15 protein-coding genes and 1 pseudogene are annotated in these 14,021 nt (G+C 63.4%); 8 read left to right on the forward strand and 8 right to left on the reverse strand.

Annotated elements, in window-relative coordinates; all coding sequences use genetic code 11:
* Window positions 1–121: 121 nt before the first annotated feature.
* From G6N82_RS06565 to G6N82_RS06575, 3 genes are all read left to right on the forward strand, one after another.
* Entirely contained in the window at window positions 122–406 is a 285-nt protein-coding gene (locus G6N82_RS06565; protein WP_165194920.1) for a hypothetical protein, read from the forward strand.
* Window positions 407–411: 5 nt separating this feature from the next.
* Entirely contained in the window at window positions 412–1,839 is a 1,428-nt protein-coding gene (locus G6N82_RS06570; RefSeq protein WP_206520320.1) for a hypothetical protein, read from the forward strand.
* A 68-nt stretch (window positions 1,840–1,907) separates the two neighbouring features.
* Window positions 1,908–2,513 carry a Pr6Pr family membrane protein gene (locus tag G6N82_RS06575; RefSeq protein ID WP_206520321.1) on the forward strand — a complete coding sequence of 202 codons (606 nt, stop codon included), beginning with the start codon at window positions 1,908–1,910 and terminating at the stop codon, window positions 2,511–2,513.
* Here the strand turns inward: G6N82_RS06575 and G6N82_RS06580 are convergent.
* The 4 genes from G6N82_RS06580 to G6N82_RS15305 are packed head-to-tail and all read right to left on the reverse strand — an operon-like array spanning window position 2,497 to window position 5,089.
* A complete protein-coding gene (locus G6N82_RS06580) occupies window positions 2,497–3,057 on the reverse strand; it encodes a Smr/MutS family protein (RefSeq protein WP_206520340.1) in 561 nt (186 codons plus the stop codon). The two genes, G6N82_RS06575 and G6N82_RS06580, sit on opposite strands and share 17 nt — an antisense overlap.
* Window positions 3,057–4,235, reverse strand: a complete 1,179-nt coding sequence (locus G6N82_RS06585; protein WP_165194928.1) for a murein transglycosylase A — start codon at window positions 4,233–4,235, stop codon at window positions 3,057–3,059. The genes G6N82_RS06580 and G6N82_RS06585 overlap by 1 nt, the downstream gene beginning before the upstream one ends.
* A gap of 34 nt (window positions 4,236–4,269) precedes the next feature.
* Window positions 4,270–4,728 (reverse strand): Tim44/TimA family putative adaptor protein, encoded by a 459-nt coding sequence (locus G6N82_RS06590; RefSeq protein WP_346773755.1) that lies wholly within the window; start codon window positions 4,726–4,728, stop codon window positions 4,270–4,272.
* Entirely contained in the window at window positions 4,682–5,089 is a 408-nt protein-coding gene (locus G6N82_RS15305; RefSeq protein ID WP_346773756.1) for a hypothetical protein, read from the reverse strand. Before G6N82_RS15305 ends, G6N82_RS06590 begins: the two co-directional genes overlap by 47 nt.
* A gap of 93 nt (window positions 5,090–5,182) precedes the next feature.
* Between G6N82_RS15305 and secB the strand changes: the two genes are divergently transcribed.
* The 4 genes from secB to G6N82_RS06610 all read left to right on the forward strand — a co-directional run bounded on the left by secB (window position 5,183) and on the right by G6N82_RS06610 (window position 9,177).
* Entirely contained in the window at window positions 5,183–5,704 is a 522-nt protein-coding gene (gene secB / locus G6N82_RS06595) for a protein-export chaperone SecB (protein ID WP_165194930.1), read from the forward strand.
* Between the two features lie 29 nt (window positions 5,705–5,733).
* On the forward strand, window positions 5,734–7,305 hold the full coding sequence (murJ, locus tag G6N82_RS06600; protein ID WP_165194932.1) for a murein biosynthesis integral membrane protein MurJ: 1,572 nt from the start codon (window positions 5,734–5,736) through the stop codon (window positions 7,303–7,305).
* A gap of 19 nt (window positions 7,306–7,324) precedes the next feature.
* Complete coding sequence (gene trpS, locus G6N82_RS06605) at window positions 7,325–8,350, forward strand: tryptophan--tRNA ligase (RefSeq protein ID WP_165194934.1); 1,026 nt, start codon at window positions 7,325–7,327, stop codon at window positions 8,348–8,350.
* Between the two features lie 140 nt (window positions 8,351–8,490).
* A complete protein-coding gene (locus tag G6N82_RS06610) occupies window positions 8,491–9,177 on the forward strand; it encodes a DUF4136 domain-containing protein (RefSeq protein WP_165194936.1) in 687 nt (228 codons plus the stop codon).
* Window positions 9,178–9,251: 74 nt separating this feature from the next.
* On the opposite strand, the gene dut is transcribed toward G6N82_RS06610, so the two are convergent.
* The gene (dut, locus tag G6N82_RS06615; protein WP_165194938.1) at window positions 9,252–9,710 is read right to left on the reverse strand and encodes a dUTP diphosphatase; all 459 of its coding nucleotides are present in this window, start codon (window positions 9,708–9,710) and stop codon (window positions 9,252–9,254) included.
* Window positions 9,703–11,421, reverse strand: coding sequence for a bifunctional phosphopantothenoylcysteine decarboxylase/phosphopantothenate synthase (locus G6N82_RS06620; RefSeq protein WP_165194940.1), 1,719 nt, complete (start codon window positions 11,419–11,421; stop codon window positions 9,703–9,705). The genes dut and G6N82_RS06620 overlap by 8 nt, the downstream gene beginning before the upstream one ends.
* A gap of 185 nt (window positions 11,422–11,606) precedes the next feature.
* Between G6N82_RS06620 and G6N82_RS06625 the strand changes: the two genes are divergently transcribed.
* Window positions 11,607–12,002, forward strand: coding sequence for a DUF4345 family protein (locus G6N82_RS06625; protein WP_165194942.1), 396 nt, complete (start codon window positions 11,607–11,609; stop codon window positions 12,000–12,002).
* On the opposite strand, the gene G6N82_RS06630 is transcribed toward G6N82_RS06625, so the two are convergent.
* Both G6N82_RS06630 and ubiB read right to left on the reverse strand, forming a co-directional pair.
* Complete coding sequence (locus G6N82_RS06630; RefSeq protein ID WP_165194944.1) at window positions 11,999–12,475, reverse strand: hypothetical protein; 477 nt, start codon at window positions 12,473–12,475, stop codon at window positions 11,999–12,001. The two genes, G6N82_RS06625 and G6N82_RS06630, sit on opposite strands and share 4 nt — an antisense overlap.
* Window positions 12,466–14,020, reverse strand: a pseudogene (ubiB, locus tag G6N82_RS06635) (2-polyprenylphenol 6-hydroxylase). Before ubiB ends, G6N82_RS06630 begins: the two are co-directional and overlap by 10 nt.
* Between the last annotated feature and the right edge of the window lies 1 nt (window position 14,021).

The raw sequence follows: 14,021 nt of genomic DNA on the forward strand, positions 1-14,021 counted from the left end.
GTCTTCCAAGGGTCGCAGGGAGCCCCGGTGTACCAGTACAGGTCACCGGGGTTTCTTTTTTCGGTAGTCGCGATAGACGCACTTTGGCCGGGTCCCCCGGCACCGGGTACATGGGGATCAGATGACGGCCAGAATTCTCGCATTGGCAGCCGCCGTTTTCGCAATGCTGACAAGTTTCACCGCTGTCCCTGTTGCTGCTCAAAACGACGGCACAGCCTTTGATGTCCGCAGCTTTACCTGCCCGCTGGGCGGCGCAAATTTCAGTCAAGACGTCGGCTATTACGCCTTGCCCGTGCTGACCATGCCCGATGGCAGCTGGCTGGGCGACACAGAGATCGGGGTGCAGATTCCTGATCTGCCCGGACAACGGGCTGGTGATCTTGCCCAACCTTGTCCCCGGGGATGACGAAGGTGCGCAAGAAGGCCAGCGGCTCGGCTATCTCGACTATACCGGGGCCGAGCTTGCCAGGCTTCCGGCACTCATTGCCGATCCGGGAATACCGCGCGCTCAAGCGCGAGGGGGCTTATGTGCAGGCTTGGTGGATTGCCGACCAGCTTGGCCATTCGCCGATGAGCCGGTTTGCCCTGTTGCAACGTTCGATTTGGGCGACTCGCGACCCGGCGCTGCGTCAGCGACTGATCGCACGCTTTGCCGAGCACGGCCCGGCGCTTGTCGCGCAATTTCCGCAGGAGGATATGCGCAAGCGCTATTCGCAATTGCTGGTCGTCAACGCCCTGCGGGAGCTCGGCCGGTTCCACGAAGCGCTTGCCGCACTCGACGCGATCGATTTTGCCGCCGCGGTCAACAATCCCGGCGAGTCCAACTATGGCTATGCCGACCAACTTCGCCTTGCCATTGGCCAGCGTGACGATGGCCGCTTCGCCGTCGAAACCCTGCCAAGGCAATGGATCAGCCTCATATGCAATAACGCATGGAACTTCGATCATGGCCCGACCAGCCCTGCAAACAAGGCCTCGTGCAAGATCAGGCGCGATCGCGAGGAGCAGGAGGAGCGAGACCGGTTGCTCGACGAAATTGCAGCCAGTGAATTGGCCAAGGATGGCCCTGCACTTGCGGCAAAATGCGATGCGAACGATAAAGAGAACCGCGATAGGGTGAAGCGGCATGCATGCCGCAACTATACCTTAGCCATAGAAAAGGCGCTGGGCGAGCAGCTTCCGGACGACCCTGAGGCCCACGCATTGTTCTGCAGCGAAGAGGCAATGCGCGGCGATGCTGAAGAGGACTATTGGCTGCGTTCCGCATGTCGCTATGCACGAGGAACTCTCCAGGACCGGGAGGAGGAGCGCTTGCTGGCCGATCCTGCAAGGCTGGCCGTGGTCTGCCCGCAGAAGGAAGAAGTAACCAAGAACGATGCGCGCCTTGATGTAATTCTGAGTCGTGTATGCGCGACCTATGAGCTGGATCAAGTACGCGCCGCTCTTGCCCCCCTCGCCAGCGATGTGGCAGCGTTTGACCGTGCTTGCGCGAAGTTCCGTAAAACCAACAGCGCCGGCGACGAAGTGTATAGACTGTCGGAGGCAGGGGCACAGTGCCGCTGGGCATGGCGCATGCGCAAGAACGAGAGAGCCCGTGCCGCCGCCGAGGCAAAGGGCCTCAAATGCCTTGATTATGATGTCTTTAGCCACGATCGCCCCAACTGCGTCAGCCCTGAAGAACACGCACGCGAAATGGTGCGACGCATCTACCGAGGGGATGAGCGCTTCCACCATTCCTATTTCAATGAAGGCTCAAGCCTGATGGAGGTGGCCCATGTTCGCGCCGCCGCCATCATTGCAGAGGCCAAGCGGATCGGGCGCAGGCCTGATAAGCTTTAGCGCAAGCGCAGCTCTGGCGGCTTGGCGCGCGAATTTCCGGCGGCTAAACACGCCTCATGGACCAGCCCATGCCCCCGATCGCCCGTGCCTGTGCCGGTGCCATCGCATTGCTCGCCCTATGCGCGATTGCACTACAGACAACTATCAATCTCGAACAGGACGGTTCGCCGCTGATCTCGTTCGCGCTGCTGTTGCGCTATTTCACCATCTGGAGCAATTTCGCCGCCGGGCTGATCCTGCTGTGGGTCGCGGCGGGCAAGCCGACAAGCGAGCGGGTGCTGTTCGCGCTGGCAACCGCGCTGTCGATCGTGGCGCTCGTCTATCACGCGCTGCTCGCCGCCGATCATCACCCGGTCGGGCTCGACTGGTGGACCAACCTTGGCTTTCACACGATCATCCCCGCATCGGCGATCGGCTGGTGGGTCGCATTTTCGGACCGGGCGCATTTGACCTGGCGCTCGCTCCCGCTCGTCACCCCGGCCCCTGTCGCCTACACGATCTTTGCCCTGATCTACGGCGCGATCAGCGGCTTCTATCCCTATTTCTTCCTCGACCTGCCAACACTGGGTTGGCTGCAACTGGTGTTCAACATCACCGGGCTGGCGCTGTTCTTCGTGGCGATGGGGGCGTTGCTTTTGGGGCTGCGACGCGCGTTACCTAGTGCGCGCGCTTGAGCACCAGGTAAATCGCGCCTTCCCCGCCGTGGCGGGTATGCGCCTTGCGCACCGCCGAAATCGCCGCCGAATGGCGGCTGGCGGCGAGCCAATCGAGCAGCTTGGCCCGGATCGCCCCGCGCCGTTCCGCCCGGTCGGCCGGATCGACCGGTCTGGCGCGCCCGGCGATCAGCAGGACAACCCGCGCCTCCATGGCCCTCGCCTGGTCGAGCCCCGCCATCAGCCGTTCATAGGCTGTATCGAGCGTATGACCATGCAGGTCGAGCGTGTAATCCGGCTGCACTGCGCCAGCCTTGAATTTGCGCTCCCAATGCGAATCGAGGCCGGGATGGGGCGGCGGTGCTGGCTGGGCGGCGAGCGGCGGCTTGTGCGCCGGCATCACAGGTTTGGGGGCTGGGCGCACCAGCGCAACTTCGGATGGCGCGTCATTGGCCACCGGCTTGGCAGGCTTGGAAACCTTGCGCCCAGGCAACGGCGTGACGCTAGCGGCCAGCTTCGCCCAGGCGGCCTGCTCCTCGGCGGAAAGGCCGCGCGGAACGCCCATCATTCCCCTGCGAGCCGGGCAGCCACTGGCTTGGGCAGGAATACCAGCGCGCTGCCGCGCGAGCTCATCGCGCCCGCAATCTCGCGCGCATCCTCGCCCGCGCCCCAGAAGGTATCGAACCGGTTCGCACCCTTGATTGCACCGCCCGTATCCTGCGCGATCCACAGCCCGTCCGCTTCGTCACGCTCCATGTCGAGCCACACCGGCGCGCCCAGCGGCACGAAGTTCGGATCGGCTGCGACCGAGCTTTCGCGCCGCACCGGCACGCCCAGGGCACCAAGCGGGCCGTCGCCCTTGAGCTCGCGGAAGAACACCCAGCTGGGGTTCAGCTGCATGACCTTGCGGCCTTCATCCGGATTGTCGCGCAACCAAGCGACGATCCCCTGCATCGAGGTGGGATATTGTCCCGGCGCGTTGCCCAGATGCCCGCGTTCGCGCAGCACGCGCCCGATTGCAACATATTCGTGGCCGTTCTGGCCGGCATAACCGATCCGGATCACTTCGCCATCCGGAGCTTTCAGCCGCCCGGATCCCTGGATCTGGAGGAAGAAGAACTCGATTGCGTCCGCCGCCCAGGCGATCTCCAGCCCGCGCCCTTCCAGCGCGCCTTCGTCGATCTCTGCCCGGGTATAATAGGGGACATGGACGCCCGCCTCTTTGGTCCGCCCCAAGGGTGCGCGGCCGGTCCGCTCGCCCTCGGGTATGTCCGCAGGCCACGCCCGGACAAGGTCACCGGGCATGCCATAAACGGGCACTTCGCAGCCAGGCTGGCGCGTACGGCATCCGGCAATTTCCGGTTCGAAATAGCCGGTGGCAAAGGCGGCTCCGTCGCTCACCCGCACCGGCGTGAAATGGGTGGCGAAGAATGCGATCGCGCTGCCCCCGTTCCAAGCGCTCGCTGCATCGCAGGCGCCCTGCCAGTCCTCGCTGCGGGTCAAGCCGCTGGCATCCTCGCGTGCGAGCAGCTTGGGGCAGGATTCGACGAAGCTGGCCAGTGCGGCGCTGGCATCAGTCTCGTTGAGGCCGAGCGAGGCGAGCGATGGCCCCGCCGTGATGCCCGCAGCCAAAGCGGTGGTCGCAGCTGGTAATGGGGTAACCGGCGGAGTGACTCGGGCACAGGCAGGCAGCGCAAGCACCAGAAGCAATGCCGACGCGGATCGCCATCTGCGCCGGTTCATCCCGTCTCTCCTGCCGCTAAATCGAGCCGGGGGCTCAGCCTTCGTCGGTTTCGTCGAGCTTCCATTCGGGCGAGGCCGAAGTGACATCGCGCGAGAAAGTCCAGATGTCGCGGCTTTCCACCGCATCATCGAGCGAACCGGCGATGACATGGCCATCCTTGTCGCGCGTGACCGCAGCAATGTCCGACACGAACAGCACTGCCACGCGGGCGGTGCGGCCATCCAAAGTCGCCGAATGGATCCGGAAATCTTCGATCCGGATCAGCTTGTTGTCGAGCGTCTGACCGGCCGCCTCGCGCGCGTCGATCGCGCCGCTGAAGCTGGCGTAGACATCGTCATCGCACAGTTCCTTCAAGGTTTCGCGATCACCGCTCCAGAAAGCCTCCAGCACCATCCGGTAAGCGCCCTTCGCGCCTTCGAGAAACGCAGTGATATCGAACCGGGGGTCAGCCGAGGCAATCTCGCGCACACCGCGCTCTACAGCCGGCATCATGCCATCGAGGTCGCTGGTTGGGGCGCGGCGGCAGCACGGAGGTTGCCGGCTTGGGAGCGGATTGCGGCGCGCGATCTTCATCGCCCGCGTCAAAGCGGTGCGGAATCACCTCTTCCTCATGCTCGGCACGCTGGCCCAGCACAGAATAGAGCCTGAGGCCCAGGAAGGCCGCAATCATGGCGAGAATGACAATTTCAACAATCACGTGGTCTATCCAGCCTGGCGACAGGGCAGGTACCCTGCCTTCATATTCCCCCAAGGAGCCAAGATAGGGCTTTGAGGTGCATTCCACAACGTCGGATACGGGCGAGCGGTTCCTTTTTTCTTGGAGCATGGTTTCGCAGCATCGGTTGCGGGCCAAGCGCCGGAGTGCTAGGCGGCGCGCAAAGCCGTCCATAGGGCTGTCTCGACAACCAGATCCACCAATTCCCAAGACGCGAAAGTACCAAGAAAAATGGCCGACGAAGGCGATATCCTAACCGATCTCGATGCGACCCCAGCGACTGGCAATGGCGCCGACAACCTGCCTTCGGCGGGGATCATCACGCAATATGTGAAAGACCTTTCGGTCGAGAACCCCAACGCGCCCGCGGTTTACCAGTGGAAGGAACAGCCGCAGATCGACCTGCAGTTCAATATCGGTGCCAACAAGATCAGCGACGAGGTGACCGAGGTCGAGTTGAAGGTGAACGTCACCGCCAAGACCTCACAGGGCAATGCCTATCTGATCGAGCTGGTCTATTGTGGCCTGATCGGCCTGCGCAACGTGCCCGAAGACCAGGCGCATGCCTTTCTTTTTGCCGAAGCGCCGCGCCTGCTGTTTCCCTTCGCCCGTTCGGTAGTCGCCACCGCCGTTCAGGAAGCAGGATTCCAGCCGCTGTTGATCGATCCGATCGACTTCAACGGCCTTTACATCCAGCAGCTTCAGGCGAAGCGCGAGCAGGAAGCTGCTGCGACGCCGGTCGGGCAAGCCTGATCGCGGTCGGTTGAAGCAGGGGCTCTGACATGAGCCTGCTCAAGAACGTCGGAACGATCGGCGGGCTGACGGCGGTCAGCCGCATTTTCGGCTTTGCGCGCGATATCATGCTGGCCCGCGTGCTGGGCGCGGGCGGTGTGGCTGACGCATGGCAGCTGGCGTTCCAGCTTCCGAACCTGTTCCGCCGCCTGTTCGCTGAAGGCGCCTTTGCCAGCGCCTTCGTGCCGCTGTTCAATCGCCATATGACCGATGGCGAGAGCGAGGCGCGGCGCTTCGCCAGCGAAGTGCTCGCGATCCTGCTGCCGATCTTGGTATTGTTCGGCGGGGTGATGATGCTGGCGATGCCGTGGATCTTGTGGCTGTTCGCCAATGCCGAAATCCGCGCTGACGAGGAAATCTTCGGCCTAGCAACGACCATGGGCCGGATTGCCTTCCCCTATTTGCTGTTCATGAGCCTGGCCACGCTGACCGCTGCGGTGCTTAATTCGCTGTCCCGCTTTGCGGCCGCGGCAGCGGCACCAATCCTGCTCAACATCTGCCTGCTCGTGGCGCTGTTCTGGGGCGCGCTGCAACCTGAAGGCGAAGCTACCCGGCAACAGGTCGGTTTCTACCTGGCGATCGCGGTTTCGGTCAGCGGGTTGCTGCAATTGTTGTGGCTGCGTCACTGGATGCGCAAAGCCGGTTTTTCGATACCGTTAGGGCGCCCCCGACTTACCGCACGGGTCAAGGAAATGGGCGTGCTGATCGTGCCTGCGGTGTTCGGCGCGGGCGTCTACCAGATCAGCCGCTTCATCGATCTGGCCTTTTTCCGCATCCTGCCCGATGGCAGCCTGACCTATATGGCCATGGCCGATCGCTGGAACCAGCTGCCGCTGGGGATCATCGGCATCGCACTGGGCACGGCGATCCTGCCCGCGCTGAGCCGCTTCATCGCGCGCGAAGAGGGTGACGAAGCGCAGCGCCTGCAATCCAACGCGATCGAGCTGGCCATGCTGCTGACCGTGCCCGCCGCCGTGGCACTGTTCGTCACCGGCAGTGCCTTTGTGCGCGTGTTCATGCAGGGCGGCGAGTTCACTGCAGACGACGCAGCGACCACCGGCATGCTGGTATCCGGCCTTGTCATTGGCCTGCCCGCCTATGTGCTGGTGAAAGTGCTGACCCCCAATTTCTTCGCACGCAAGGACACCCGCACCCCGGTGATTACCGCCGCGATCAGCCTGGCGGTCACCGTTGCACTCAACCTGTTTTTCATCTTCGAGCTGGGGCTCGGCGTGCTGTCGCTAGCGATTGCCGGGGCGATCGGCGCCTGGGCCAATACCACGCTGCTCTATGCGATCCTGGTGAAGCGCGGGTTCTTCCGCCTGACCGGGCGCGTGGTGGGCCGGCTTGCACGCATCACGCTGGCCGCCGTGCCGATGGGCATCGCGCTATGGTTCGCGATGCAATATGGCGATCCCTATTTCAGCGGTTCAACCGCCGAGCGCCTGCTGTCGATCCTGGCGCTAGTCCTGATCGGTGCCGCCAGCTATGCGATTTTCGCGGTGTTGCTGGGGGTGCTCGACAAGGAGACGGTCCAGCGCTTAAGGCGCCGCCAGGCCTAAGCAGACAGAGATTCTTTTCATGCGCGTCGTTTCCGGAATCCAGCCCACCGGCAAGCCCCACCTGGGTAATTACCTGGGCGCGATCCGCAATTACGTGAAGCTGCAGGACGATGCCCATGCGGCGGGTGGCGATTGCCTGATCTTCATCGCTGACCTGCATGCGCTGTCCATGCCGCATGACCCAAGGGAACTGCACAGCTCGACGCTGGAACTGGTCGCGACGCTGGTCGCTTGCGGGCTCGACACCGACAAGGCGATCCTGTTCAACCAGGCGCAGGTACCCACGCATGCCGAAATGCAGTGGCTGCTCAACGGCACCGCGCGGATGGGCTGGCTCAACCGCATGACGCAGTGGAAGGACAAGGCCGGCAAGAACCGCGAGGGGCAATCGGTCGCGCTGTTCACCTATCCCGTGCTGCAGGCTGCCGACGTGCTGCTGTACCAGGCGACGCATGTGCCGGTGGGGGAAGACCAGAAGCAGCATCTCGAGCTGGCGCGCGACATCGCGCAGAAGTTCAACAACGATTTCGCTTCGCCAGACGCGCCGGTTTTCACCCTGCCCGAACCCTACATCCCGCCCGAAGCCGCGCGGATCATGAGCCTGCGCGACGGCAGCTCGAAAATGTCGAAGTCTGATCCCAGCGACATGAGCCGCATCAATCTGTCCGACGATGCCGATTCGATCATGCAGAAGGTGCGCAAGGCCAAGACAGATCCGGAACCCTTGCCGAGCGAGGCTGAGGGCCTTGAAGGCCGCCCCGAAGCGCTCAATCTGGTCGGCATCTATGGCGCGCTCGCGGGCAAGAGCACCGAGGCAGTGCTGGCGGAATTCGGCGGGCAGGGCTTTGGCGCGTTCAAGCCTGCGCTGGGCGAGCTGCTGGTGGAAACGCTGGCTCCCATCAGCGCGCGCTTCCGCGAGCTCAAGGATGACCGCGAATCGCTCGACGCTATCCTGGCGCGCGGTGCGGCGAGGGCACGCGAACTGGGCACGCCAACACTTGATGCGGCCTACACGGCACTTGGGCTGGTGCGCACCCGCGGTTGAGCGGGCAACGCGCCCCGCACGCGCATTCAATTCCCGTTCACGCCTTTTCGTTTACATTGAACAGGATCAATGACAGCCTGCGCCGATCCAGCGCAGTGCTGGCTGCACCTAACGGTGGAGCAGAAAGTGAAGGTGGCATCATGACCAAGACCAGTCATTTCAGCGCTCGCGCGCTCAAGACGGCAGCCGTACCGCTGCTGCTGGCGAGCCTTGCGGCATGCGCTTCACCCGGCTTCAAGGCCGATGTCTCGCGTTTCCAGGCGCAATTGCCGGCCCCGGCAGGCGAAACCTTCGCCGTAGTGGCGGACGATCCGGCGCTGGCAGGCGGGCTCGAGTTCGCGCTCTATGCCGATCTTGTCGAAGCCCAGATGGAACGGCTTGGCTACAAGCAGGCGGAACCGGATCAGGCCAGCTTGCTGGTGCGGTTCGATTACGGCGTCGACAACGGCCGCGAGCGGGTTCGCACCACCAATACCGGCTTCAGGGACCCGTTCTGGGACCCGTGGTACGGCGGCTATTACCGCAGCCGTTTCTGGCGCCCGCGCAGCGCCTGGGGCTACGGCTTCTACGATCCTTGGTTCGGCGGGTCCGAAGTGCAGAGCTACACGGTCTATACCAGCGGGATCGACCTGAAAATCGACCGAGCAGCCAATGGCGAGCGGCTGTTCGAAGGCAAGGCGCAGGCCGTATCGACTTCGAACCGGTTGCAGCATCTGGTACCCAATCTGGTCGAGGCGATGTTCGTCGACTTCCCCGGCAATTCGGGCGAGACACTGCGGATCACCATCAAGCCGGAAGAGACCAAGGTCCGCCGGGTCGAAAACTGATTTATCCGCAGACGGGAGCTTGAAGGGCGGCGCCGCAAAGGCGCCGCCCTTTGCATTTTGATCAAGCAGGTCGGCTAAAGCGCCTGGTGACCACCGGTCGAACCAAAACCGCCGGCGCCGCGCGCCGTGTCATCCAGTTCCTCGACCTCGTCCCACTTTGCTTGCGTCACAGGGGCCAGCACCAGCTGCGCCACGCGGTCTCCGCGCGCGATCGGGAAGGGATCGGCGCCATGGTTGATGAGGATCACCTTCAGCTCGCCGCGATAATCGCTGTCGATCGTGCCGGGCGTGTTGGGCACGGTGATGCCATGCTTGAGCGCCAGCCCGCTGCGCGGGCGCACCTGGATTTCATAGCCTTGCGGGATGGCCAGCGCGAGGCCGGTCGCCACGGCATAGCGCGAACCCGGCGCCAGCGTAACCGTCTCGGCCGAGACCACATCCATGCCCGCTGCCCCGCTGGTGGCATAATGCGGCAGGTCCAGACCCACTCCGTTGGGCAAGCGCTTGACCTGCACCGCAACCCGTTCAGCCATGCGCTTCCTTTTCCGCCAGAGCATCGGACATCCGCTGGACCAGCGCCATCGCCACTTCCAGCTTGGGCATTTCTTCCAGGCTTTCGACACCGTCCTCACTTATGATGTGGACCCGGTTCATGTCACCACCCATCACATTGCCGGAAACGTCGTTGGCAACGATCCAGTCGGCCGCTTTACGCTTGCGCTTCTTCTTGGCGTTTTCGAGCACGTCCTCGGTCTCCGCGGCGAAGCCCACGACCAGTCGCGGCCGCTCGGTCGCGGCGGCAACATTGGTCAGGATGTCCGGGTTTTCGGTCAGCACGAGAGCCGGCGGCGCAGAGCCGCGCTTCTTCATCTTTTCAGCGCGATATTCCTTGGGCCGCCAGTCGGCAACCGCCGCTACCATTACGGCGATATCTGCCGGCATGGCCTTCTTGACGGCTTCGGACATGTCCTGCGCGCTTTCGACATCGACTCGGGCAACGCCTTCCGGGGTCTTGAGCGCCACGGGACCTGCCACCAGCGTGACCTTGGCCCCCAGCGCAGCTGCCGCTGCGGCGATAGTGAAGCCCTGCTTGCCCGACGAACGATTGGCAATGTAGCGCACCGGGTCGATCGCTTCCCAAGTGGGGCCAGCGGTAACCAGCACATGCTTGCCGTCGAGCGGCCGATGGCCCTTCTTGACCTTGAAGCCCGCGCCGCCAAGCGCGTCAGCCTCTTCGGCTTCGACATCGCCGGGCTCGACGACGGGCTCGAATTCTTCCGCTTCCTCGCCTTCGACCGGCTCTGGCAGGGCATCGCCCGCGCCGGTCTTGACGGTGTGGTTGATCGCATCGGGATCGGTCGGCGGGGCAGAGCTTGCGGCGCCCTTCTTTGCCAGGATAGGCCCTTCGGCAATTGGAGCGACTTCATCAGTGGCTTCATCGGCCTCGACCGCTTGTTCGGCGGCTTCGGCTTCGGCAGCCAGCCGCGCGGCTTCCTCTTCGGCAAGGAATTCGGCTTCGATTTCTTCCGCGGTGCGCTTGGGTGTCGAGCGCGGGATTAGCGAGGAAAGCAGTCCGCCGAGTCCGCCGCCCCTGGGCGCGACCTCCGGCTCGAGCGCTTCGACGATATCCGCATCCTCTTCGGCCTCGTCAGCCTCGACCAGAGCGGGCTGCGCCGGTTTGGCGGGTAGTTCGACTTCGATGCCGAAGCGTTCGGCAATTGCGGCCCAGATCACTTCGGGTTCGGGCAAACGACCATAGCCGAATTCGCCACAGGCCATCGCGCCTTCATCGGGATCGATCACGGTCACGCCGGCCTGACGCAGCCAAGTGACATTGCGCTTGGTCGCCTCATGCTCCCACATCCGCACATTCATGGCGGGGACTGCCATCACCGGCTTGTCGGTGGCGAGGATCAGCGTGGTGGCCAGGTCGTCGGCAATCCCCGCCGCCATCTTCGCCATCAGGTCGGCCGTCGCCGGGCACACCACCAGCAGGTCAGCCTCCCGGCTGAGCTGGATATGCCCCATCTCGACTTCGTTCTTGAGATCCCACAGCGTCGTATGAACCGGATTTTCACTGAGCGCGGCCAGCGCCATCGGCGTGACGAATTGCTGCCCGCCTTCGGTCAGCACGCAGGTGACATCGCCCCCACCCTTGCGGATGAGGCGAACAAGCTCGCATGACTTGTAGGCCGCGATCCCGCCGCCAACCACGAGCAAAATCTTCGGTCCCGCACCGCTCACAAGCCATTCCCTGTGGCTGCGGGTTGCGTCACACACATGATCGCGCCGAGCTCCCCATTCATATTACGCATCGAGCCTAGCCGCACAGCCAGCCCCAGCCAACCCTGCGACATAGTGGTTAAGTTTTACCTAGCGCTTTCCTAACATGCAGCTAACTATGGTGCGAGGAGCGGGGAGAGATATCCATGATTTTGATGCTGCGCGCATTGCTGTTCGTGGGCGGGCTGTTCTTTGTGCTGATGGGAATCGGCTTTTTGCTGGACCCGGTCGGCTCAGGCGCAAATTTCGGAATCGCTCCGCAAGGCACCATGGGCATGGCATCGATCCGGGCGGACATGACCGCTTTCTTCATTGTCGCCGGCGGCTGCCTGATCTGGGGAGCCTATGCCCGCAAGGGCGATCCACTGCTGGTTTCCGCCGCCCTGATGGCAATCGCACTGGTCGGACGGGTCGTGACGCTGATTGCCGATGGCCCGCATGACCTGTTCTGGCAGCCGATGCTGGTCGAAGCGGTTACGGTGATTGTGGCGCTGATCTGCAGCCGCGTGCTGCCGCACACTTCGTTCGAGGGCGAGGACTAGGCAGAAGGTAACTTGTTGGCCAGGTAGCGAAAGAATAGCGCGGCAAAGATGCCGCATAGGGCGCCATAGAGCAGTAGAAGCAGGTCGAATGTCTCGAATCGGCCGTCCCGGACCCCGAGAAGCGAAAGGGCGATCCCGCAGATCGCACCCACGAAGCTATGGGCCGGTCGGCTCCAGAGGAAGGGCCAGCGACATGCAGCCCGCTGCATCGCCAAGCCGACGATCGCGATGGGAAACCACGAAAAGATCAGCGCGTATAGCGCGCCGAAGAGTGCAACGAAAACGAACATGAAAAGAAGCTCAGCCAAGCCTTGGCCCAAGCTGGTATCAGTCAACTCGGTCGGATCGGCGACAACCAGGCCGGCGATAAACAGGAAGGCACCGAGAATGCCGCTCGCAAGAGCGGTGATGAAGCCCAGCGCTATCGACTGAAGGATCGAAACCGGAGCGCGCGCCCCCGCATCTAGTTCCAAAGCGCCATGCCCCCCAGCGCAAGCCCGGCGCCGATCACCGCCGCCAGCAGGTAACGCGGCCAGCTGCGTCCCTTGCGCGCAGTCGGTCCAACGATCAGTTCGATTTCCGGCAGCGGTGGCGGCTCGGGCGCGCCACCCTTGGCCGGGAACTTGTCCTCCACCCGGCGCAGCAGATCGGGCAGGCGCAGCAGGGTCGACACATTCTCGCGGATCGCATCGGCGAGCGCCGCCTCGGGGCCCAGCTCGTCGCGCACCCAATTGCGGACATAGGGCGCCGAAGTGTCCCACATGTTGATCTGCGGATTGAGCTGGGTCGCGATCCCTTCGACCATTACCATGGTCTTTTGCAGCAGCAGCAGGTGCGGCTGGGTCTGCATGTCGAAATCGCGGGTGATCGCAAATAGACCGTCGAGCATCTGGCCAACGCTGAGCTCGCTCACCGGCTTGCCGCGCATCGGCTCGCCAACAGCGCGCAGCGCAGTCGCGAATTCCTCGACCGAATGATAGCTCGGCACATATTGCGCTTCGAAATGGATTTCCGCTACGCGGCGGTAATTACCCGTGGTCAGGCCATAGAGGATTTCCGCGAGCCACATCCGCGCGCGCCGGTCAATCCGCCCCATGATGCCGAAATCGATCGCCACGATCGTGCCGTCATCCTCGACGAACAGATTGCCCTGGTGCATGTCAGCATGAAAATAGCCACCGCTGATCGCCTGCGTCAGGAAGGCCAGCACCAACCGCTCGGCCAGTACAGGCAAGTCATGCCCGCGCGCCTTCAGTTCTTCGACCTTGCTGATCTTGACGCCGTCGATCCATTCGATCGTCATCACCCTGCCATTGGTGCGGTCCCAGTCGACCTGAGGCACGCGGTAGCCGGCAAAGCCCTTCATCATCTCTGCCAGTTCGGATGCGGAGGCGGCCTCGCGCCGCAGGTCGAGCTCACGATTGGTCCAGCGCTTGAAATTGGCAATGGTCAGCTGCGGGCGCAGGCGGCGCGCTTCGTCGCTGCCCAGTACTTCGAGATGCGCCGCGGCCCATTCATAGGTGGCGATATCGCTGGCAAAACGCTCGCGAATGCCCGGGCGCAGCACTTTTACAGCCACGTCGCGCCCGTCACTTGTAACGGCACGGTGGACTTGCGCGATCGACGCCGCGCCAACCGGCTCGGGATCGATATGCTGGAACAGCTCCGACAATGGTTTGTCGAATGTTGCCGCAATGGCAGCCTCGATCTCGTTGAAGGGAACTGGCGGCAGATTGTCCTGCAGGGTCAGGAGATTATTGGCCGCCTCCTCGCCCACAAGATCAGGACGGGTAGCCAGCGTCTGGCCCAGCTTGATCGCGGCCGGGCCAATATCCTTGAACGCCCCGGCATAGTCCGGCGTCGCAGGCTGGAAAGTCGCGAAGCGCGCAATCCCGCGCCAGTCGCTTGACGGGCAGCGGCGTATTGGGATCGCGCTCGATCCCGCGCAGCGCGCCGTGCCGCGCCAGCGTGCGGCCCCACTTCAGGAGCCGGAAGATATGCGTGGCAGGCCGTGGCACC

This window comes from Altererythrobacter sp. BO-6 (assembly GCF_011047315.1).
Classification (GTDB): Bacteria; Pseudomonadota; Alphaproteobacteria; order Sphingomonadales; family Sphingomonadaceae; genus Erythrobacter.

Excerpts from the sequence above, each read along its gene's own strand:
- G6N82_RS06580 (WP_206520340.1), bottom strand. The coding sequence starts at position 3,057 with ATGGGCGTTCCGCGCGGCCTTTCCGCCGAGGAGCAGGCCGCCTGGGCG.
- G6N82_RS06625 (WP_165194942.1), top strand. The coding sequence starts at position 11,607 with ATGATTTTGATGCTGCGCGCATTGCTGTTCGTGGGCGGGCTGTTCTTT.
- murJ (WP_165194932.1), top strand. The coding sequence starts at position 5,734 with ATGAGCCTGCTCAAGAACGTCGGAACGATCGGCGGGCTGACGGCGGTC.
- G6N82_RS06590 (WP_346773755.1), bottom strand. The coding sequence starts at position 4,728 with ATGATGCCGGCTGTAGAGCGCGGTGTGCGCGAGATTGCCTCGGCTGAC.
- G6N82_RS06610 (WP_165194936.1), top strand. The coding sequence starts at position 8,491 with ATGACCAAGACCAGTCATTTCAGCGCTCGCGCGCTCAAGACGGCAGCC.
- trpS (WP_165194934.1), top strand. The coding sequence starts at position 7,325 with ATGCGCGTCGTTTCCGGAATCCAGCCCACCGGCAAGCCCCACCTGGGT.
- G6N82_RS06575 (WP_206520321.1), top strand. The coding sequence starts at position 1,908 with ATGCCCCCGATCGCCCGTGCCTGTGCCGGTGCCATCGCATTGCTCGCC.
- G6N82_RS06585 (WP_165194928.1), bottom strand. The coding sequence starts at position 4,235 with ATGAACCGGCGCAGATGGCGATCCGCGTCGGCATTGCTTCTGGTGCTT.
- dut (WP_165194938.1), bottom strand. The coding sequence starts at position 9,710 with ATGGCTGAACGGGTTGCGGTGCAGGTCAAGCGCTTGCCCAACGGAGTG.
- secB (WP_165194930.1), top strand. The coding sequence starts at position 5,183 with ATGGCCGACGAAGGCGATATCCTAACCGATCTCGATGCGACCCCAGCG.
- G6N82_RS06565 (WP_165194920.1), top strand. The coding sequence starts at position 122 with ATGACGGCCAGAATTCTCGCATTGGCAGCCGCCGTTTTCGCAATGCTG.